This is a genomic window from Geomonas ferrireducens, assembly GCF_004917065.1.
GTDB classification, from domain to species: domain Bacteria; phylum Desulfobacterota; class Desulfuromonadia; order Geobacterales; family Geobacteraceae; genus Geomonas; species Geomonas ferrireducens.
On sequence record NZ_SSYA01000003.1, the window covers coordinates 979,924 to 1,000,601 of the forward strand.

General features: G+C 61.2%; 17 protein-coding genes. 10 read left to right on the forward strand and 7 right to left on the reverse strand.

All coding sequences use genetic code 11. The features are described from left to right. Nucleotides 1–336: 336 nt before the first annotated feature. The 7 genes from nadB (at nucleotide 337) to E8L22_RS20170 (ending at nucleotide 8,879) form a co-directional block, all read left to right on the forward strand. Nucleotides 337–1,932 carry an L-aspartate oxidase gene (nadB, locus tag E8L22_RS20140; protein WP_136526881.1) on the forward strand — a complete coding sequence of 532 codons (1,596 nt, stop codon included), beginning with the start codon at nucleotides 337–339 and terminating at the stop codon, nucleotides 1,930–1,932. 7 nt (nucleotides 1,933–1,939) lie between these two features. Continuing rightward, on the forward strand, nucleotides 1,940–2,215 hold the full coding sequence (locus E8L22_RS20145; RefSeq protein WP_136526882.1) for a chorismate mutase: 276 nt from the start codon (nucleotides 1,940–1,942) through the stop codon (nucleotides 2,213–2,215). 13 nt (nucleotides 2,216–2,228) lie between these two features. Next, entirely contained in the window at nucleotides 2,229–2,438 is a 210-nt protein-coding gene (locus tag E8L22_RS20150) for a hypothetical protein (RefSeq protein ID WP_136526883.1), read from the forward strand. After that, entirely contained in the window at nucleotides 2,438–5,122 is a 2,685-nt protein-coding gene (gene glnD, locus E8L22_RS20155) for a [protein-PII] uridylyltransferase (protein ID WP_136526884.1), read from the forward strand. The genes E8L22_RS20150 and glnD overlap by 1 nt, the downstream gene beginning before the upstream one ends. Further along, nucleotides 5,122–6,000 carry a site-specific tyrosine recombinase XerD gene (gene xerD, locus E8L22_RS20160; RefSeq protein WP_136526885.1) on the forward strand — a complete coding sequence of 293 codons (879 nt, stop codon included), beginning with the start codon at nucleotides 5,122–5,124 and terminating at the stop codon, nucleotides 5,998–6,000. Before glnD ends, xerD begins: the two co-directional genes overlap by 1 nt. A 149-nt stretch (nucleotides 6,001–6,149) precedes the next feature. Beyond that, entirely contained in the window at nucleotides 6,150–7,349 is a 1,200-nt protein-coding gene (locus E8L22_RS20165) for a cofactor-independent phosphoglycerate mutase (protein ID WP_136526886.1), read from the forward strand. Nucleotides 7,350–7,574: 225 nt separating this feature from the next. Further along, complete coding sequence (locus E8L22_RS20170) at nucleotides 7,575–8,879, forward strand: aminotransferase class I/II-fold pyridoxal phosphate-dependent enzyme (protein ID WP_136526887.1); 1,305 nt, start codon at nucleotides 7,575–7,577, stop codon at nucleotides 8,877–8,879. Between the two features lie 238 nt (nucleotides 8,880–9,117). Here E8L22_RS20170 and lepB read toward each other — a convergent pair whose 3' ends face one another. Continuing rightward, nucleotides 9,118–9,792: a signal peptidase I gene (lepB, locus tag E8L22_RS20175; protein ID WP_136526888.1), complete on the reverse strand. Its 675-nt coding sequence runs from the start codon at nucleotides 9,790–9,792 to the stop codon at nucleotides 9,118–9,120. Between the two features lie 55 nt (nucleotides 9,793–9,847). After that, complete coding sequence (gene lepA, locus E8L22_RS20180; protein WP_136526925.1) at nucleotides 9,848–11,647, reverse strand: translation elongation factor 4; 1,800 nt, start codon at nucleotides 11,645–11,647, stop codon at nucleotides 9,848–9,850. Between the two features lie 234 nt (nucleotides 11,648–11,881). On the opposite strand from lepA, the gene E8L22_RS20185 reads away from it, so the two are divergent. Beyond that, a complete protein-coding gene (locus E8L22_RS20185) occupies nucleotides 11,882–13,177 on the forward strand; it encodes an L-cysteine desulfidase family protein (RefSeq protein ID WP_136526926.1) in 1,296 nt (431 codons plus the stop codon). An 84-nt stretch (nucleotides 13,178–13,261) separates the two neighbouring features. On the opposite strand, the gene E8L22_RS20190 is transcribed toward E8L22_RS20185, so the two are convergent. Further along, nucleotides 13,262–14,905, reverse strand: coding sequence for a methyl-accepting chemotaxis protein (locus tag E8L22_RS20190; protein ID WP_136526889.1), 1,644 nt, complete (start codon nucleotides 14,903–14,905; stop codon nucleotides 13,262–13,264). A gap of 213 nt (nucleotides 14,906–15,118) precedes the next feature. Here E8L22_RS20190 and E8L22_RS20195 point away from each other — a divergent pair, with 213 nt between their 5' ends. Next, nucleotides 15,119–16,228: a putative NPN-dependent ornithine cyclodeaminase gene (locus E8L22_RS20195; RefSeq protein ID WP_136526890.1), complete on the forward strand. Its 1,110-nt coding sequence runs from the start codon at nucleotides 15,119–15,121 to the stop codon at nucleotides 16,226–16,228. Nucleotides 16,229–16,245: 17 nt separating this feature from the next. Further along, nucleotides 16,246–17,136 carry an arginase gene (gene rocF / locus E8L22_RS20200; protein WP_136526891.1) on the forward strand — a complete coding sequence of 297 codons (891 nt, stop codon included), beginning with the start codon at nucleotides 16,246–16,248 and terminating at the stop codon, nucleotides 17,134–17,136. Between the two features lie 96 nt (nucleotides 17,137–17,232). Here rocF and E8L22_RS20205 read toward each other — a convergent pair whose 3' ends face one another. The 4 genes from E8L22_RS20205 to E8L22_RS20220 form a co-directional block, all read right to left on the reverse strand. Beyond that, nucleotides 17,233–17,637: a hypothetical protein gene (locus tag E8L22_RS20205; protein ID WP_135870303.1), complete on the reverse strand. Its 405-nt coding sequence runs from the start codon at nucleotides 17,635–17,637 to the stop codon at nucleotides 17,233–17,235. Between the two features lie 55 nt (nucleotides 17,638–17,692). Beyond that, a complete protein-coding gene (locus E8L22_RS20210) occupies nucleotides 17,693–18,028 on the reverse strand; it encodes a hypothetical protein (protein ID WP_136526892.1) in 336 nt (111 codons plus the stop codon). A 180-nt stretch (nucleotides 18,029–18,208) separates the two neighbouring features. After that, a complete protein-coding gene (locus E8L22_RS20215; protein ID WP_136526893.1) occupies nucleotides 18,209–18,751 on the reverse strand; it encodes a beta-class carbonic anhydrase in 543 nt (180 codons plus the stop codon). A gap of 110 nt (nucleotides 18,752–18,861) precedes the next feature. Then, a partial coding sequence (locus E8L22_RS20220; protein ID WP_136526894.1) for an NADP-dependent malic enzyme occupies nucleotides 18,862–20,678 on the reverse strand: 1,817 nt, incomplete at its 5' end.

Here is a 20,678-nt window from a genome sequence, read left to right on the forward strand (position 1 = left end):
TCCTTTTTAATGGGAAAGAAAATTATGCCACCGAAATATATAGACTAATAAGCATGATAATTCAAGGTCTAATCCATCCTTAGAGACGCATAACCTGTCAAAAGTCTTGACAAAAATCTTGGGGGGATCAATAATTTGCGGGTTTTCCAGTACCGGTTCATGCGAAGGACGCAAGGTATCCGCGACGCACCCGAAGCGATCTCCTTTGAGGGCACAGGCCCAACGTTGCCGCCCAGCCCCCCTAAAGCTTTTCCTTTACGTACTCGCGACTGCTGCACGGCTTCGTTTCATACTTCGGGCCCGACGTGGGCCCAATCCAGCTTATGGGGGGGAGTAATGAAAGAGAAAACTGATTTTCTGGTGATCGGCAGTGGCATCGCGGGGCTTTCCTTTGCGCTGCAGGCAGCCGCTCACGGCAAGGTCGCCCTGGTCACGAAGAAGGACATTTCCGAATCCGCCACCAACTATGCCCAGGGGGGCATCGCCACCGTATCCTCGGAGGAGGACACCTTCGACGCGCACGTGCAGGACACGCTGGTCGCCGGCGCGGGCGTCTGTCACGAGGACGTGGTGCGCATGGTGGTCGAGGAAGGGCCGCAGGTGATCCGCAACCTGATCGAGTGGGGTGTCCAGTTCACCAAGAGCGGCGACGCCTACGACCTGACCCGCGAGGGCGGCCACAGCGCGCGGCGCATCCTGCACGCCGAGGACATCACCGGCCGCGAGATCGAGCGCGCCCTGGTGCAGGCGGTTTTGAAGCACGACAACATCACCATCTACGAGGACCACATCGCCATCGACCTTGTCACCGAGGCGAAGGTGCTTAAGAAGAACCTCGAGGAAAATCGCTGCCTGGGCGCCCACGTGCTGGACAGAAAGAGCGGTGAAGTCCGCACCTTCACGGCGCGCATCACGCTTCTTGCCTCCGGCGGCGCGGGCAAGGTCTACCTCTACACCTGCAACCCCGACGTCGCCACCGGCGACGGCGTCGCCATGGCCTACCGCGCCGGGGCGACCATCGCCAACATGGAATTCATGCAGTTCCATCCGACCACGCTCTACCACCCGAACGCCCGTTCCTTCCTCATCTCCGAGGCGGTGCGCGGCGAGGGTGCGATCCTCAAGCGTCGTGACGGCACCGCCTTCATGGAGAAGTACCACCACCTCAAAGATCTCGCTCCGCGTGACATCGTGGCCCGCGCCATCGACAACGAGATGAAGACCTACGGCGACGACTGCGTCTACCTCGACATCACGCACCGCGGCGCCGAGTACATCACCTCCCGTTTCCCGAACATCTACCAGACCTGCCTCGAGTACGGCATCGACATGACCAAGGAGATGATCCCGGTCGTCCCCGCGGCCCATTACCTCTGCGGCGGCGTAGCGGTTGACAAGAACGCAGAGACCGACATAAAGCACCTCTACGCCATCGGCGAAGTCGCCTTCACCGGTCTGCACGGCGGCAACCGTCTGGCGAGCAACTCGCTTCTCGAGGCGGCGGTCTACGCGGGGCGCGCCTACAAGCACGCGGTGCAGGTCTTGAAAGACGGCGAGTTCAGCTTCCCCCAGATCCCCGAGTGGGATGCCGGTACCGCGACCAACTCCGACGAGATGGTTGTGGTCTCCCAGAACTGGGACGAGATCCGCCGCTTCATGTGGAACTACGTCGGCATCGTGCGCAGCGACAAGCGTCTCGCACGCGCCATGCGCCGCATCGAGCTCATCCAGGACGAGATCGAGGAGTACTACTGGAACTTCATCGTCACCTCCGATCTCATCGAGCTTAGGAACATCGCCACCGTCGCCCAGTTGATCGTCGCCTGCGCGCAGATGAGGAAAGAGTCGCGCGGCCTGAATTACAACATCGACTATCCGGGCGTAGACGACGCAAACTGGAAACGCGACACCCACATCAAAAAGCAGTTCTGAGGCCGCCATGACCATAGACGACATCAGGGACCGTATCGACCGGCTGGACAGCGAACTTTTGCGCATCTTCAACGAGCGCGCCTCACTTGCCCTGCAGATAGGGGAGATCAAGAAGGGGCTCGATCTGCCGGTCTACGACCCCTCCAGGGAGAAGCGGATCTTCGCCCGCATGACGGCGGAGAACGACGGCCCCCTGGACGACCAGGCCATCGTGCGCCTCTTCGAGAGGGTGATCGACGAATCGCGGCGCCTGGAAAGGATCATGACCCGGGGCGACCACTAAAGGAGGTTTGCAGGTGCTGATCGTAATGCGCAAGACGGCCGACGAAAAGGCCCAGGAAGAGATCAAGTCGTACCTCATCGAACGCGGTTTCGACATCCACCAGTCCACCGGAGCAAACCGGGTCATCATAGGCGTCATCGGCGACACCGAGAATATCCCCGAGGCGGATATCAAGGCGTTTCCCGGCGTCCTGCAAGTGGTCCGCATCGCCAAGGAAGAGTGATGCGCCTCAACATAAACGCATACCTCTCGGAGTCGATGAAGGGAGACGGCAAGAGCTTCGAGGAGAAGCGCGGCGCCTACCTTGCGGCGGCGCGCGAATTTTTGGAGCATTTCCGGGAGGAGTCCAAGCGTTCGCACCGGGAGGGTGAGGACGGCATCTCCGTGGTGCAGTCGATAACGGCGATGACCGACGCCCTGGTGACGAGGCTTTTCATCGCGCTCTCGGACGACCTGCAGATGCATAAAAGCGGGCAGTTGGCGCTCGTTGCGGTCGGGGGGTACGGCCGGCGCGAACTGAACCCGTACTCCGATCTCGACCTTCTCTTTCTCTACAGCGGGAAGGAGTCCAAGGTGGTCGAGGAGGCGGCGAACCGCCTGCTTTACTTCCTGTGGGACCTGCGCCTGGACGTCGGTTACTCCGTGCGCACCATAACCGACTGCGTGGAGATGGCGAATAACGACGTCACGGTGAAGACGGCGCTTCTCGACGCACGCCTTCTCACCGGCAGCGAGCACCTCTTCGGCGAGCTGAAGAAGATGATGGTGACCCAGGTGCTCGCCAAAAGAAGCGACGCCTTCATCGGCGAGAAGCTGGAGGAACTAAGGAAGCGGCGCGAGAAGTACGGCTCCAGCGTCTACATCCTGGAACCCAACATCAAGGAGGGTGAGGGGTGCCTGCGGGACCTGCACACCGCGATGTGGGTCGCCAAGATCAAGTACAAGGTGGATGAGCCGCGCGAGCTGGTGATGAAGGGTGTCGTCTCCGAGGAGGAGATCGGCATGTACTACAGCTCGCTTTCCTACCTCTGGCGCATCAGAAACGAGCTCCACTACCTCGCCGGTCGCAAGAACGACCAGTTGACCTTCGAGGCGCAGATCTCCATCGCCCGCTTTTTCGGTTACGAGGACAGGGGCAAGACCCTCGCCGTCGAACAGTTCATGCAGGACTTCTACCTCCACGCAAACCGCGTCGAGCACTTCAGCTCGCTTCTCATCACCAAGTGCAGCCAGCGCGACGACTCCACCCGCAAGATCTTAGGCTACTTCACGCGCCGGCCGGTCGGGGACGGGTTCTACGTCGTTAAAGGGGAGCTGGTGGTCCCGGACGAGAGCGTGATCGCGAAGGACCCGGTCCGTCTCATCAAGATCTTCGAGCACGCCCAGAAGCAGGGGGTGGCCCTTGGCCTTGCCACGAAAACCCTGATCAGGAACAACCTGGACCTCGTAAACGACAAGTTCCGCCGCTCCAAAGAGGCGAACGCCTCCTTCATCAACATCCTGCAGTCCGAGAAGAAGGTCTACGACACCCTGCAGCAGATGCACCACCTGGGCTTTCTGAACCGCTTCATCCCGGAGTTCGAGCGCATCTACTGCAAGGTGCAGCACGACGTCTACCACATCTATACGGTCGATACCCACACCCTCTTCGCCGTCGAGGAGATCGCGAAGCTGTGGCGCGGCGAGCACAAGGAGACCCTGCCGCTTCTGACCCAGCTCGCCATGGAGATCGACAAGCGCTGGCTTTTGCTCCTCGCCGTCTTGTTCCACGACATAGGGAAAGGGGGAGGGGGCGGACACGCGGAGATCGGTGCCGAACTCACGAAGACCATCGCCCGGCGCATGGGGCTCATCAAGGAAGATTCGGAAAGGCTGCAGTTCCTGGTGCGCCAGCATCTCCTTTTGGCCCACATCGCCCAACGCCGCGACCTGCACGACGAGCGCATGATCATCCAGTTCGCGCGCCAGATGGAAAAGAGCGAGAACCTGAAGATGCTCTACCTCCTCACCTACGCCGACATAAAGGCCGTGGGGCCGGAGGTGTGGACCGAGTGGAAGGCGCTTTTGCTGCAGGAACTCTACGAGAAGGCGTTCACGGTCCTGGAGCGCGGGGACTTCAAGTTGGAGGCGTCCGGCGAACGCGTGCGCCGCGTCAAGCGGACCATCTTCGATCTTCTTGCCGACGACTATCCGGGACAGCTCATAAAGGACGAGCTGCAGGCGCTCTCCACGAGGCACCTTCTCTCCTACGCCCCCGAAGTCATCGCGGGGCACGTGCGCACCCTGCTCGAGATGCCGAAGACGCTTCTGGTGCTGCAGCTGTCGCACGAGGTGGAGAAGGGATTCACCAACTGCACGATCTGCACCTACGACGTTCCCGGTCTTTTCTCGATGATCACCGGGGTGATGGCCGCCAACGGCATGAACATCCTTGGCGCGCAGATCCACACCAACACGAACGAGAAGGCACTGGACATCCTGCAGGTCAACTCGCCGCAGGGGTTCGTGATCACGGAGGAAAACCGGTGGGCGCGCTTCGAGTCCGATCTGAGGACGGTTCTCGAAGGCAAGGTCCGGGTAGGACAACTGGTGGCGAAACGGCACCGCCCGAGCATCCTCACCGAGAAGGCGAAGCCGACCGTGCCGGCGCGCGTGGAGATCGACAACGAGGTCTCCTCCGATTACACCGTCATCGACATCTACGCCCACGACAAAGTGGGGCTTTTGTACAGCATCACCAGTACGCTGACGAGGCTCGGCCTTTACATCGGCGTCTCCAAGATCTCCACCAAGGTGGACCAGGTCGCCGACGTCTTCTACGTGAAGGACATCTTCGGCCACAAAATCTCGGACCCGGCCAAGCTCGAGGAGATCCGCAAGGAGCTCCTGGAGGCGGTTGACGGCTAGTGGACCGCTACCTCGACCTCTTCCTGCACTACCTCCTGGTGGAGAAGGGGGCGGCGGCTAACACGGTGGCGGCGTACAGCCGCGACCTCACACGGTACCTCTCCCACCTGGGCAACCGGGAACCCGGAGACATCCGCCCAAGCGACGTAACCGGGTACCTCACGAGGCTCAAAGGGGAGGGGATCGCACCTAGAAGTCGGGCGAGGGCGCTTTCGGCGCTCAGGATGCTGCACCGCTTCCTGGTCCGCGAAGGTTACTGCGAGACCAACCCGACCGCCATCATCGAGGCTCCCAAGGGGGTGAAGAAGCTCCCGGCGGTTCTGAGCCCACGCGAGGTCGAGGCTCTTCTCGCCGCGCCCCTCGATACCGGCGCCATAGAACTGCGCGACAAGGCGATGCTGGAGCTTCTTTACGCGACCGGTCTCAGGGTTTCCGAGCTGGTGGGGCTTAAGGCGAGCGACGTCAACATCTCCGCCGGGTACCTGATGACGGTGGGGAAGGGTGACAAGGAGCGTCTGGTGCCGATGGGGGAGAGCGCGTGCCGGCATGTGCGCGAGTACCTCGGCCAGGCGCGCCAGGAGCTTTTAAAGGAGAAGAGCTCGCCGCTTCTTTTCATAAGCCGTCTGGGCGAGGGGATGACCCGGCAGGCTTTCTGGAACATCATCAAGAAGAGGGCGCTGCAGGCGGGGGTGAGAAGCGGGATCTCGCCGCACACCCTGCGCCACTCCTTCGCGACGCATCTTTTGGAGAACGGTGCCGATCTGAGGAGCGTTCAGATCATGCTCGGCCACGCCGACCTCTCGAGCACCCAGATCTACACCCACGTCACCCGGGAAAGGCTCAAGAGGCTGCACGAAAAGGTACACCCCAGAGGATAAACAAAAGACTCAACGCAAAGGCGCAAAGGCGCGGAGACGCAAAGAGGCCTCTGGTATTACGCCTTTTCCCGTTTCATCCTTTGCGGCTTGGCGTCTTTGCGTTAAAGAAGTGTTTCAGTTAACACCAATCACTTATAAGGATGGATGCTATGAAGTACGTGGTTTTGCTTGGCGACGGGATGTCGGATCACCCGGTCGGTGCACTGAATGGAAAAACGCCGCTGCAGGCGGCAAAGACCCCCAACATGGATTTCATGGCCAAGAGGGGAACACTCGGGCTCGCGCAGACCGTGCCTGAAGGTTACCCCCCCGGCTCCGACGTCGCGAACCTCGCCATGTTCGGCTACAACCCGGTTGACTGCTACACTGGCCGCTCCCCCCTCGAGGCGGCGAGCATGGGGGTATCTCTCGGGCCGGACGACGTCGCTTTCCGCCTGAACCTCGTGCACCTCGAGCCGCGCGGCGGCAAGCTGATCATGGAAGATTACTCGGCCGGGCACATCTCCACCGCTGACGGCCGCGAACTGGTGGAGGAGTTGCAGCGTCAGTTGGGCAGCGAGGAATTCTCCTTCCACGCCGGCGTAAGCTACCGCCACCTCATGGTATGGCACGGCGGCAAGACCCAGATCAAGATGACCCCGCCGCACGACATCTCGGGCCAGGACATCACAGGCTACATGCCTGCGGGAGAGGGGAGCGACCGCCTCATCTACCTGATGAACGCCGCGCAGATGGTCTTTCACAACCACCCGCAGTACAAGCGTCGCGCCGAGAAGGGTGAGACTCCGGCCAACTCGATCTGGCTCTGGGGACACGGCAAGGCGCCCGCCATGGACAAGTTCACCACCCGCTTCGGCCTTTCAGGCGCAGTGATCTCGGCGGTCGATCTCATAAAAGGGATCGGCGTCTACGCCGGCCTCGACATCATCAACGTCCCCGGCGCGACCGGCTACCTGGACACCAACTTCGACGGCAAGGCCCAGGCCGCGGTCGAGGCGCTCAAAGAGCGCGATTTCGTGTTCGTGCATGTCGAGGCGCCCGACGAGGCGTCGCACTCCGGCAAGCTCGAGGACAAGATCAAGGCGATCGAACTCTTCGACGAGAAGATCGTCGGCCCGGTCCTCGAAGGGGTGAAGCAGTACGGCGCGTACCGCATCCTCTGCGCCCCCGACCATCCCACGCCGGTTGCCCTCATGACCCACACCGGTGAGGCGGTTCCCTTCGTGATCTATGCCGGTGAGGAACAGGAAAAGGGGGACGTTGCCGGGTACGACGAGGTATCCGCCTCGGCTACCGGCATCAAGGTCGACCCCGGCTACAAACTGATGGAGATGCTGCTCGGCAAATGATTGTTTAATCCCTGCAATGAAACGCGCGGTCCCTGTGGGGGCGAATAACCATTCGCCCCTTACTCGCCGCGCTGCTCCGTTTGACAAAGATAAGTACATCTCCCTGCACCTTCACATTAAGCGTTGACAACCGCTTGACGTCGGGTTTTAATGGCGAGTCTATGACCGCCCCGACCTGCGGTCATGCCCCCGGGCGATATCACACTAAGCTTCAGGAGGAATTTGATGAATCCATTAGCCGCGGAGTTAAACGAGTCTCTGGCCCAGCACAGCCCCCACGTACTGGAAATGCTGTCCGATCTCGGCAAGAACCTCTTCTTCCCCAAGGGAATCCTTACCCAGTCGGCTGAAGCCAAGGATAAAGCCCACAAGTTCAACGCCACCATCGGCATCGCCACCGAGAACGGCGGCCCGATGTACCTTTCCTGCATCCAGGACAAGCTGACCTCCTTCGATCCGAAGGACATCTTCCCGTACGCTCCGCCGGCAGGCAAACCTGAGCTGCGTTCCCTCTGGCGCGAGAAGATGCTGCGCGAGAACCCGAGCCAGGTCGGCAAGCACTTCAGCAACCCGATCGTCACCAACGCGCTCACCCACGGCCTCTCCATCGTCGCCGACATGTTCGTCGACAAGGGTGACCACCTGATCCTTCCGGACATGCTCTGGGGCAACTACAACCTGACCTTTGGCACCTGCTCCGGCGCAATCGTCAAGAAGTACCCGACCTTCACCGCGGCGGGCGGCTACGACGTCGATGCCTTCAAGGCCGTCCTGAAGAACTCCGCCGAGGAGAAGGGGAAGGTGATCGTGCTCCTTAACTTCCCGAACAACCCGAGCGGTTACACCCCGACCGTCGCCGAAGGTGACGCCCTGGTCGCCGCCATCAAGGAAGTCGCCGAGGCCGGCTGCAACGTGGTCGCCATCACCGACGACGCCTACTTCGGTCTCTTCTACGAGGACAGCCTGAAGGAGTCGCTCTTCGGCAAGCTGGCCAACATCCACCCGCGCATCCTTGCCATTAAGCTTGACGGCGCCACCAAGGAAGAGTTCGTCTGGGGCTTCCGCACCGGTTTCGTCACCTTCGCCGACGGCAACGACTACGAGAACGCACCGGTCATGAACGCCCTCGAGAAGAAGGCGATGGGCATCATCCGTGCCCGCATCTCCAACTGTCCGCATCCGTCCCAGACCTTCGTCATCGAGGCGCTGCGTTCCCCGGACTTCCTCAAGCAGAAAGAGGAGAAGTTCGAGATCATGAAGGGGCGTGCGCTCAAAACCAAGGAAGTCCTCAACAGCGGCAAGTACGACAGCGCCTGGGATTACTACCCGTTCAACTCCGGCTACTTCATGTGTCTGAAGCTTAAGAACGTGGATTCCGAGAAGCTGCGCGTGCACCTCCTCGAGAAATACGGCGTCGGCGCCATCTCCACCACCAAGACCGACCTCCGTATCGCCTTCTCCTGCATCGCCGAGGAGGACATCCCGGAACTGTTCGACATCATCTACAAGGGTGCACAGGACCTGGCTTAAAACCTAACGGACGTTCAACGTTCGACGTTCGACGTTAACAACTCAAAAGCCCCTGACGCTAGCGCGCAGGGGCTTTTTTGTTGCTTCGAAGCAGGGATGATATGTCGTGACGTCAACATTCTCTCTACCCGGTGTTCCGGCATCTAATTCCCGAAGAACAATAAAGGGCCCCCCGAAATGCAGAGGGCCCTTTTTGAGTTGAGGCTGCGAACGTTGAACGCTGAACGCTGAACGTGTTTTAGTTTATGAGTTTGCCGATCGCCCCCAGGCGCGGGCGCATCTTCTCGCTGTCCCAGGACCAGTACTTGATGAAGGCGAGCCCCTTGATCTTGTCCCTGGTTACGAAGCCCCAGAAACGGCTGTCGTAGGAACGGTCGCGGTTGTCGCCCATGACGAAGTAGGAGTTGGGGGGGACGGTGACCGGGTCCTTGAAGTCCCTCGGGTTCATCTCCTTCGGGATCAGGTCCGCTTCCTTGTGCACCTCGTGCGGGTTGGCGTAAAGCTTCCCGTTCACGTAGACCCGCTTGTTCTTCACCTCGACCACGTCGCCCGGAACGCCGATGACGCGCTTGATGAAGTCCTTGGACGGGTCCTCGGGGTACTGGAACACGATGACGTCGCCCTGCTTCGGATCGCGCAGCTTGAGGATCTCCGTGTCGGTGAAGGGGATCTTGGTGCCGTAGATGAACTTGTTGACCAGCAGGTGGTCGCCGATGGCGAGGGTGTCCTCCATGGAACCGGAGGGGATCTTAAACGCCTGCACGATGAAGGTACGGATCACCAGGGCGAGAAGGACCGCGATGATGATGGATTCCGCATATTCGCGGACGACGTGCTTCGCCTTGACCGGTTTGGCCGGTTTAGCTGCAGGTTCGGAGGGCTTTTCTTCGCAGACGTTCTTGTAATCTTCCATGTGCTGTCGCTTCCTTTTTGGATGATGGGAGGGCGTGAAAGCGTCCTCTTCGTGACTACCCTTCGACTTTCAGGATGGCGAGGAACGCCTCTTGCTGCAGTTCCACGTTCCCAACGTTCTTCATGCGCTTCTTGCCTTCCTTCTGCTTCTCCAAAAGCTTCCGCTTCCTCGTGATGTCGCCGCCGTAGCACTTGGCGAGAACGTCCTTTCTCATCGCCTTGACCGTCTCGCGGGCGATGACCTTGGTCCCGACCGCAGCCTGGATGGCGATCTCGAACATCTGGCGCGGGATCAGTTCCTTCATCTTGGAGACGAGCTCCTTGCCGCGGTAGTAGGCCTTGTCCTTGTGGATGATGAGCGAGAGCGCGTCCACCACCTCGCCGTTGATCATGATGTTCAGGCGCTGCAGTTCGCTCTGGCGGTAGTTGAGTAGCTCGTAGTCGAGCGACGCGTACCCCTTGGTGATCGATTTCAGGCGGTCGTAGAAGTCGAGCACCACCTCGTTCAGCGGCAGCTCGTACACGACCATGACGCGGGTGGGCGTCAGGTACTTGATCTCGCGCTGTACGCCGCGCTTCTCCTCACAAAGGGCGAGTATCCCCCCCACGAATTCGTTCGGAACGTGGATCGAGGCGAGGATGAAGGGCTCCTCGACGTAGGCTATCTCCTGGGTCGGCGGGAGCTGGTTCGCGCTCTGGATGCTGATCATGTTCCCGTCGGTCAGGTGTACGCGGTACACGACGGTAGGTGCCGTGGTGATGAGCTCTAGGTTGAACTCGCGCTCCAGGCGTTCCTGGATGATCTCCATGTGCAAGAGACCGAGGAAGCCGCAGCGGAAGCCGAAGCCGAGCGCCAGCGAGGTCTCCGGATCGTAGGAGAAGGAGGAGTCGTTCAGCTTGAGCTTGGCGAGCGCGTCGCGCAGGTTCTCGTACTGGGCGGTGTCGATGGGGTAGAGCCCCGAGAACACCATCGGCTTCACTTCCTTGTAGCCGGGGAGCGCTGCGTCACAGGGGTTGTGCAAAAGGGTGACCGTGTCGCCTACCTTGGCGTCGGCGACCTCGCGGATACCCGCGATGATGAAGCCTACCTCGCCTGCGGTGAGCGCAGGGGTCTCGCGCATGTCCGGGGCGAAGACGCCGGCTTTCAGCACCTCGTAGGACTTGCGATTCGACATGAGCTGGATCTTGTCACCCTTCTTCAGAGTGCCGTCCACGATGCGCACCAGGATGATGACACCCTGGTACTGGTCGTACCAAGAGTCGAAGAGGAGCGCCTTCAGTGGCTTGCCCGGGTCACCCTGCGGCGGCGGGATCTTCTTGACGATCTCCTCGAGGATATCCTTGGTGCCGATCCCTTCCTTGGCGCTCGCGAGCACGGCGTCGTGGGTGTCGAGGCCGATGATCTCCTCGATCTCCGCTTTCACCCGCTCCGGTTCGGCGGCGGGGAGGTCGATCTTGTTCAGGACGACGAACACCTCGAGGTTGGCGTCGAGCGCCAGGTAGACGTTGGCTAAGGTCTGCGCCTCCACCCCTTGCGACGCGTCCACGACGAGTAGTCCCCCTTCGCAGGCGGTGAGGGAACGGGAGACCTCGTAGGTGAAGTCAACGTGGCCCGGGGTGTCGATCAGGTTGAGGATGTAATCCTTTCCGTCATCGGCGCGGTAGTTGAGCCGTACGGTCTGGGCCTTGATGGTGATGCCGCGTTCGCGTTCCAGGTCCATCTTGTCCAGGAACTGGTCCTGCTTTTCACGGGAGGATACGGTGCCGGTGAATTCGAGGAGGCGGTCGGCGATGGTCGACTTGCCATGGTCGATGTGGGCGATGATGGAAAAGTTGCGGATGTGCTCGATTACCATATTGTCCTTTATCACGCGGAGATTAACTCATGAATGATATAGAAGCGACCTATAATTGTAAAGGGATTTCTGGCTCGTTAACCTTTGTCGTGTGGCGGTATTTCCACGCTCTCCGTGTGGAAATGTTTTGCTTTTGCACCGCCGCTGAAGGTATAAAAGTGCCGTCACGAAAACGAAGTTGCCATGCCGTTCGGCGCAGGCGTTGCGACCATGAAACGAACCGTGGGAGGGGATATGGGGATGTACCGTGAGGTGATCAAGCACGAGGTTTTTCCGGCGCTTGGGTGTACCGAGCCGATCGCCGTGGCATACGCCGCGAGCCTTGCCGCCGCACAACTGGAGGGAGAACTGGAACGGGTCGCGGTGCTCGCCGACCCCGGCGTCTTCAAAAACGGCTTCGCCGTCACCGTGCCTGAAACCGGCGGACTCAAGGGGAACGTCATCGCTGCGGCACTGGGCGCTCTCGTCGCCCGACCGGAACTCAAGATGGAGATCCTCTCCGGCGCCACCGAGGAACTGCTGCGACAGGCGAAGCTCCTCGTGGAGCGTGGTGAGGTTTCCGTGTCGCTCGCCGGAAAGGAGGCGGGGCTGCACATCGACGTCACCGTCCACCGGGGGGGAGGCGTCGCTCGCGCCGTGCTCTCCGGCGGCCACACGAACCTTGTCCGGCTGGAGCGAAACGGGGAGGTGCTGGTGCAGGTCGAGCGCGACTCGGCAGGGGAGGAGAACCATCGCTACCGCGCCGAGCTGAAGGAGATGACCCTCTCCGGCCTCGTATCCCTGCTCGACGAGGTGGATGACGACGACCTCGTCTATCTGAAGCGCGGCGTGGAGATGAACCTGCGCGTAGCGGAGGCGGGGAAGGCGCTCACCAAGGTGGGGTATTACGTCGAGGACCTGGTGCGCAAGGGTTTTCTCCTCTCCGACGTTGTCTCCTCGAGCAAGATCCTCACCGCTTCCGCGTCGGACGCCCGCATGGCCGGGCTTTCCTTCCCGGTAATGTCCAGCGGCGGTAGCGGCAACCAGGGTATCGTGGCGATCCTCGTCCCTTACAACGTGGGGCTCTTCTTCCGGATCCCTGAAGAAACCATCTTGAAGAGCATCGCCCTGTCGCACCTGGTAAACGCCTACATCAAGTGCCATACCGGGGACCTGGCGCCCATCTGCGGCTGCGCCATCGCTGCGGGCGTCGGCGCGGCCGTCGCCATCGTCTACCAGCAGGCCGGTGCGGACATAGAGAAGATGAACCTCGCGGTGAACACCATCATAAGCGACATCGGCGGGATGCTGTGCGACGGTGCTAAGGGGGGATGTGCCCTAAAGGTGGTAAGCTCGACCGACGCCTCGATCCGTGCCGCCTACATGGCCCTGTCCGGGCACGGCATCACCGAGGAGGAGGGTTTCGTGGGCGCGAGCGCCGAGGAGACCATCCGCAACTTAAGCCGGATCACCGACGACGGCATGTCCCTGGCCGACGACACCATGTTGAGCATCATGCTGGAGAAGAGGCACGGCGTCCCTAGAGGGTAAAGAAAAAGCGGCCCGCGCTTTCGCGCCGGCCGCCTTCGTTTTCGTCGTCCTCCGCCTGGGCGGAGGTTTCCCTTCATAACCCGATCAGACGAGCCTGAACTGACCCACCAGGCGCTGCAGGTCCTGCGAGAGTCCGGCCAGGTGGCTCGCCGCGGTGGCGCAGGTCTGGGCGCCCCTCGAGGTGTCCTGCACCACCTCGGTTATCTGCAGGATGTTGTTGGTGATCTCGCCGGTGGTTGCGGTTTGCTCCTCGGCGGCGGTGGCGATCTGGTTCACCTGCTCGGTCACCTCGCTGATCTGCCGCAGGATCTCCTCAAGCGACTGCCCCGATTTCGCAGCCTCGCGGGTCCCGCTTTCCACTTCGCGTACCCCTTCCTCCATGGCTGAAACCGCCGCCTTGGTTTCTGACTGTATCGACTTGATCATCTCGCCGATTTCGCGGGTGGCGCGGGTGGTGCGCTCGGCCAGGGCCCTCACCTCGTCCGCCACGACGGCGAAGCCGCGTCCCTGTTCGCCGGCGCGCGCCGCCTCGATGGCGGCGTTGAGTGCCAGGAGGTTCGTCTGGTCGGCGATGTCCTCGATGGTGCCGATGATGGCGCCGATCTGGTCGCTGCGCTCGCCGAGCCCTTCGACGGTGGAGGCGGAGGCCTTGACCTGGGTGGCGATCCGGTTCATGACCTGCACGGTCTGCTCAACGACCATCCTGCCGTCCCGCGCGCGGCCGGTCGCTTCCGCACCTCCCGTTGCGGCCATGTGGCAGCTCTGGGCGATCTCGGAGGAGGTGGCCGCCATCTCTTCGCTTGCGGTCGCCACCGTGCCGGTCTGTGCCGCTACCTCTTCCGCACCGGTTGCTATCTGCTCCGAGGTGGAGTGGAGCTGGTTTGCGGCCGCGGCGACCTCGTGGGAGTTCTCGACGACCTTGCTAAGCGTGTCGTTAAGCTTACCGGCCATCTCGTTCACTTCCGCCGCCAGCATCCCCATCTCGTCCCGGGTATTGATGTCGGAGCGGGCGGTCAGGTCGCCCGCTGCCACCTGGGCCAGGGTGTCGAAGACCTTTTTGAGCGGCACGCTGATCGAGTTCGCGATCAGGTACCCCACCAGTGCCATGAACAGGGCCGCCGCGAGGGTCAGCACCACGAGGAAGACCTGTGAGGCGTGGTACCCGGCGAGGTCCTTATTGTAGGTGTCCACCGCCTCCTTGGAGTTGAAGGCGACGAGGTCGGAGATGGCGGTTGCCGGGCTCTTGTAGAGCGGCGCTACCGACTCAGTGGCGAACTTGACCGTTGCCCTGCGCCCCTCGACGTTACCCAGGGAATCCTGGCTCATCTGCTGCAGCTTGCTCCCCTGGGCGAGGTACTGCTCGTACCCCTGTTTGAAGAGCTGGATCAGCTCTTTCTCCTTGGGCTCCAGGTTGAACTTCAGGAACTTGGCCTGTCCCTCCTCGATGTTCTTTTTACGCTGTGCAAGGTCGTCCGCCTTCTCCTTTAAGAGGGCCGGGTCTTCCAGCAGCATCATGTAAACCAGGTCCAGCCTGATGGCGAGGAAGTCGTTTTTAAGGTTGTTGATGATCTCAACCTGGGCCACTGAATCACTCATGTCGTGTTCGTTGCCTGCCATCACCTTCATCTTGTGCAGGCCGGCGCCGACGATGGCTATCAATGTGGCGACCGCGATGGTTACCAGTACGAGGCACTTGGTTTTCACTTTAAGGTCCATCCAGAATTTCATGCTTGGCTCCTTCATGCTGCCAGATTTATGTTCTGTTGCGGCAGCACATCCACACACTGGACTAATCGGCGCATCGTCTGAATACTTGAATGAATTGACTGTTAACATTGTCTAACGGCTGTGACGCGGTCGACAGCCGTTGTAACTGCGGGAGGGCATGCTACAGTTTCCCCTGGCAGCGTCCTGCCTAAATGAGAGTGAAGGAGCGTGCATATGTCAGACAGAAGTGGCGTTATCCCTTCCTACACCCCGCCGGATTTCCGTCGTCCGAAGCTCGCTGCGGCACCTGCAGCGAAGGTGGTCCCCGCACCTGCGGACGGCGTCTTGCCGGAGAATTTCCACGCCACCTCGAACCACCCGGAATACGTGCATCTGGGGGGAGGGGAATGGCTTCTTGCCCCGGAAAGCCGCATGGACTGCGTCATCGTCCTCTCCGGAAGACGTCTCGAAGTGGTCGAGCCGCGTCTGGTCAAAAAGGGAGACCAGGTGCTGGTGGGGCGGACCGAGAACGGCGAGGAGGGGATCTATCTGCACATCGGTGGATTTCTGAACCTATCAGAGCCTTTCGCCGACAAGTTCTCCTTCAGAAGCCGGGGGACCCGTGAGACCCCGTTCTCACGCTCTTACGACGAGCTGTACCAGGTGCTGCGTCACGACCGGGATCACGGTTACATCGTCTGGGTGCTGGGACCGGCGGTCGCCTTCGACATGGATTCGCGCAACGCCATGCAGGGGCTCTTCGAGGCGGGATACTGCCACGCCCTTCTTGCCGGCAACGCTCTCGCAACCCATGACCTCGAGGCGGCCCACTTCCGCACCGGTCTCGGGCAGAACATATATACCCAGGCCATCATGCCGATGGGGCACTACAACCACCTCGACATCATCAACCAGGCGCGCATGGCCGGAGGTATCCCGCAGTTGATCGACAAGCTTAGGCTTGACGACGGGGTCATGTGCGCCTGCGCGCGGAAGGGGATACCCTACGTCCTCGCCGGCTCGATACGCGACGACGGCCCTCTTCCCGGGGTGATCCAGGACGCGTACCAGGCCCAGGATGCCATGCGGGTGCATGCCCGCAAGGCGACCACCGTGCTCGCCATCGCGACGCAGCTCCACTCCATCGCCTTCGGCAACATGGTGCCGAGCTACCGCGTCGAGGCGGACGGATCGGTGCGCCCGGTCTACTTCTACGTGGTGGACATGACCGAGTTTTCCGTGGACAAGCTGGCGAACCGTGGCTCGGCGCAGGCGGTCGGGCTTTTGACCAACGCGCAGGACTTCGTAGTGAACCTCTGGAACCACCTTAAAAATGAGGGATAGCCTTTAAAGGAAAGACGATGGAGAACAGCATCAGGATGATAGGGGTCCCGGTTGACCTGGGACAGGAACAGCGCGGCGTGGACCTGGGGCCCGGTGCGCTTCGCTATGCGGGACTCGCGGCGCGCCTTACGGGGCTTGGGTATCTGGTGGAGGACATGGGGAACCTTCCGGTTCCGGTCAGGGACGTCCTCGGCGCGGAGCGGGACCAGCGTTACCTCCCCTCGATCACGGCGGTGTGCGAGACCGTCTACCGGGCGGGGGCGAGCGCCGTGGCGCAGGGGTATCTTCCCATCTTCATGGGAGGCGACCATTCCATGTCGGTCGGGTCCATAGGCGGTGTCACCGACGAGCATCCCGCCGCGGTGATCTGGGTGGATGCTCACGCCGATTTCAACACGCCGCAAAGTACCATAACCGGCAACATCCACGGCATGGCGCTCGCCGCACTTTTGGGTGAGGGGTTCCCCGAGCTGGTCGACGTGGGACGCCCCGGCCCCAAGCTGCACGCCTCCGACATCGTCATCATAGGGCTTCGGGAGCTCGATCCGCAGGAAAGGGTGCGCCTGCGCGAAAGCGGCATCATGGCCTACACCATGCGCGACATCGATGAACGCGGCATGGCGGCAGTGGCGCGCGAGGCGCTGGGAAGGCTCGCCCACAGGACGCGGCTGCACGTGAGCCTCGACCTGGACGGCCTCGATCCCCTCGAGGTGCCCGGGGTGGGGACCACGGCACCCGGCGGCATCACCTATCGGGAGGCGCAGCTGTTGATGGAGATCATCGCCGACTCCGGCCTTTTGAGCTCGATGGATATCGTCGAGATCAACCCGATCCTTGACAACAGTAACCGCACCGCGAAAATCGCCGTCGAGCTTGCCGCCTCGGCCTTCGGCGCGGCCATCCTGTAAAGCGCCGCTCTTTTACTTTGCGCCAAAAAAGAAAAGCCTGTCCGCAGCGGACAGGCTTTTTTTCGTTCAATCGCTGGGCGGCTTGCCCGGGGTGAATCAGCTCTTAGGTGGAGCCTGTTGCGGTGCGATATCGTGGTGTTTCACGACCTTCAGCTTTCTCGCCACGAAGACGTAGCCTGCCGGGAGTTTCTGGAACTTGCCGCTCGCCTTTATTTCATCGCCGATCACCGGCTGCTCCCCGCCGGGGCACTTCACCGGGATGTAGAGTTTCTCGCAGCCGGTTTTGCACTCCGCCTCCTTGGTATCCATGATGCCGATCACGGACTTGTCGTACTGGGAGGAGCCGGCCATAACGCCGGTGATGGTGATGGTGCCGGTGTGCGTTTTCGGGCTACCCACTTCGTTTACCCCGATCGTCTTTCCCTCGAATACCTTTACCATCATGAAGATCAAGGCCGCTCCGAGGAGGACCGATATTGCGGTGATTGCTACCTTTTGCATGCTTTTCTCCTGAGTAAATTGGTTGCGTGCGCGCCGAAGCGATGCTCCGTAAATTTCAGGCCGCCTCGGGTGGGTAGTCTATGCTGCGCACAAAGGAGCTCAGGGGATGCCGCTTCGGCGGGAGCAGGGGGAGGGGAGCCGCGTCAACGGTAACGCGGGCGACGGAGATGGAAGTCTGCAGGATCATGGTGATGCAGGCGAAACAGTGACAGTCGGGCGAGGCGCCGTGCCCTGCACCTGGGACGGGGTGGTCGTCGCAGCCGCTGTCGAGGCAGGAGATGCCAGGAGCCTGTTGCGCCATGGCGGCCGCGGTGGCCGTCAAGCCGCTCAGGGTCAAAACAGAGACCATCAGTATTAAGATGGCAGCTATGCGGAGTGTTCCTCGTTTCACGCAGAACACTTTATGAAGTTTTATCTTATTTTGCAAGCTCAAAACTGGCGCGTTCAGTCGTGAAAACCGCGCCTTTCCGGCTCTTTGAGTATGCACGCCTGGGTGGGTGCCGACAAAAAGAAAAGACCCGCATCCCTCAGAGAGAGTGCGGGCCTTTTGAGTCGGTCACCGTCGTCAGGCTCAGTAACCGGAGACGATGACTTCCAGGTGCCCGTCGTTCGGGCAGAAGATAAGGCCGTGCACCGGCACGTCCTTCGGGATGAGGGGGCTTTTGCGGATGATCGAGGTGACCCGCTCCACGTTTTCTTCCGGGCAGCTGAAGGCGCCCACCCACTGGCCGAGATCGGGGTCGAGATCTTCTATGGCGGCGGGATCGACGCCGCGCTCCACCATCTTCCGCTTGAGCATTTCCACATCAACCGATGCCATGCCGCAATCCTTGTGGCCGATCACGAAGATCTCCTCGACGCCCAAGAGAAAAACGGCCGCCACGAGGCTGCGGATCACGCCGCCGTTGGGGTCGACCAGGGTGTTGCCGGCGTTCTTGATCACCTTGGCATCGCCGCGCTTGATCCCCATGGCGGGCTCGAGGAAATCGACGAGCCGCGTGTCCATGCAGGTGAAGATGGCCAGCTGCTTCTTGGGATCTTTCGGAAGGGGAGGGAAGGCGCCCGGCCTCACGAACTTCTTATTGTGGTCGAGAACTTTTTGGAGAAGAGACATTGGTTTCGTTCCTTGGTTGTCGTTTGTGCAAAACACTTTTCTAAGCCCAAAGCCCCTGCAAGTCAAGGAAAAGAGCCCCCCGCCCGGTATACGGGCGGGGGCGTGCGTGTCTAGACGTTCTGCACATCAACCACGGCGATGGCGGCCATGTTGACGACGTCGTTCACGTCGTCGCCGCGCTGCAGCACGTGCACCGGCTTGTTCATCCCCATGAGGATGGGGCCGATCGCCTCGGCGCCTCCCAGGCGGCGCAAAAGCTTGTAGCAGATGTTGCCGGAGTTGAGGTCCGGGAAGATGAGCACGTTCGCCGGTGTTTTCAATTTCGAGAAGGTGAACCCTTCAAGCAGCTCGGGGACCACCGCGGTGTCCGCCTGCATCTCCCCCTCGACGATCAGGCTGGGGGCGCGCTCCTTGACGAGTTCGACGGCACGCTTCACCTTTCTCGTCTGCGGGTGGTCCACCGAGCCGAAGTTCGAGAAGGAAAGCATGGCGATTCTCGGCTCGATGCCGAGCATGGCGACCTTCTCGGCGGCGAGGATGGCGGTTTCGGCGAGTTCCTCCGCGGTCGGGTCGATGGTCACCGTGGTGTCGGCCAGGAAGTAGACCTCCTTCTTGAACACCATCATGTAGAGGCCGTGCACGCTGGAGAGACCGGCCTGTTTGCCGAGCACCTGCAGCGCCGGACGGATCGTCTCCGGGTAGTGGGTGTCGATGCCACCCAAAAGGGTGTCGGCGTGCCCCTGCGCCACCATCATGGTCGCGAACTGGACGCGGGATTTTCTGCGCATGATGCGCTGGCATTCGGTGAGGGTTAGCCCCTTTCTCTGGCGCCGGCGGTAGAGCTCCTGTGCGTATTCCTCGGTGTGTTCCGACTCGGTCGGGTCGACGATCGGGACGTCGAGGTCGAGGTTCAGCTCGTCCATCTTCTGCTGGATCTTCTTTTTGTCCCCCACGAGGATCGGCTGCGCGATCCCCTCCTCGACGAGGGTCTGGGCCGCGCGCAGGATCTTCTCGTTGTCACCTTCGGGGAAGACGACCTTTTTCGGGTCGCTCTTCGCCTTGTTGATGATCATGCGCATGACTTCTTTGGATTTGCCCTGCGAGCACTCGAGCTGCTCGATGTATTTCGCCATGTCCTCAATCGGCTGGCGTGCGACGCCGGTCTCCATGGCAGCCTGGGCGATCGCCGGCGCCACGTGCAAAAGTACGCGCGGATCGAAGGGCTTCGGAATGATGTAGTTGACCCCGAAGGAGAACTTCTCGTTGCCGTAGGCCTTGGACACCGAGTCGGGCACCTCCTCGCGGGCGAGATTTGCGAGCGCATGCACCGCGGCCAGCTTCATCTCCTCGTTGATCGCGGTGGCACGCACGTCGAGCGCACCGCGGAAGATGAACGGGAAGCCGAGCACGTTGTTCACCTGGTTCGGGTAATCGCTTCTGCCGGTCGCCATGATGACGTCGCCGCGCACCGCGTGCGCCTCCTCAGGGGTGATCTCCGGATCCGGGTTCGCCAGGGCGAAGATGATCGGGTTCGGTGCCATGCTCCGGATCATCTCCGGTGTGAAGGCGCCTTTCGCGGAGAGCCCGAAAAGGACGTCGGCCCCGGCCGCGGCCTCTTCGAGGGTGCGGAAAGGCGTGTCGGCCGCGAAGAGCTCCTTGTAGGGGTTCATCCCCTCGACCCGCCCCTTGTAGATGACCCCTTTGGTGTCGCACATGATCATGTTGTTGGGCTTCACGCCGAGCGCCATGGCGAGCTTCGCGCAGGAGTTCGCCGAGGCGCCCGCGCCGTTCACCACGATCCTGATCTCCTCGATCTTCTTGCCGGTCAACTGCAGCGCGTTCAGAAGGGCCGCCGAGGAGATGATGGCGGTGCCGTGCTGGTCGTCGTGGAAGACCGGGATGTTCATGGTCTTTTTGAGCGTCTCCT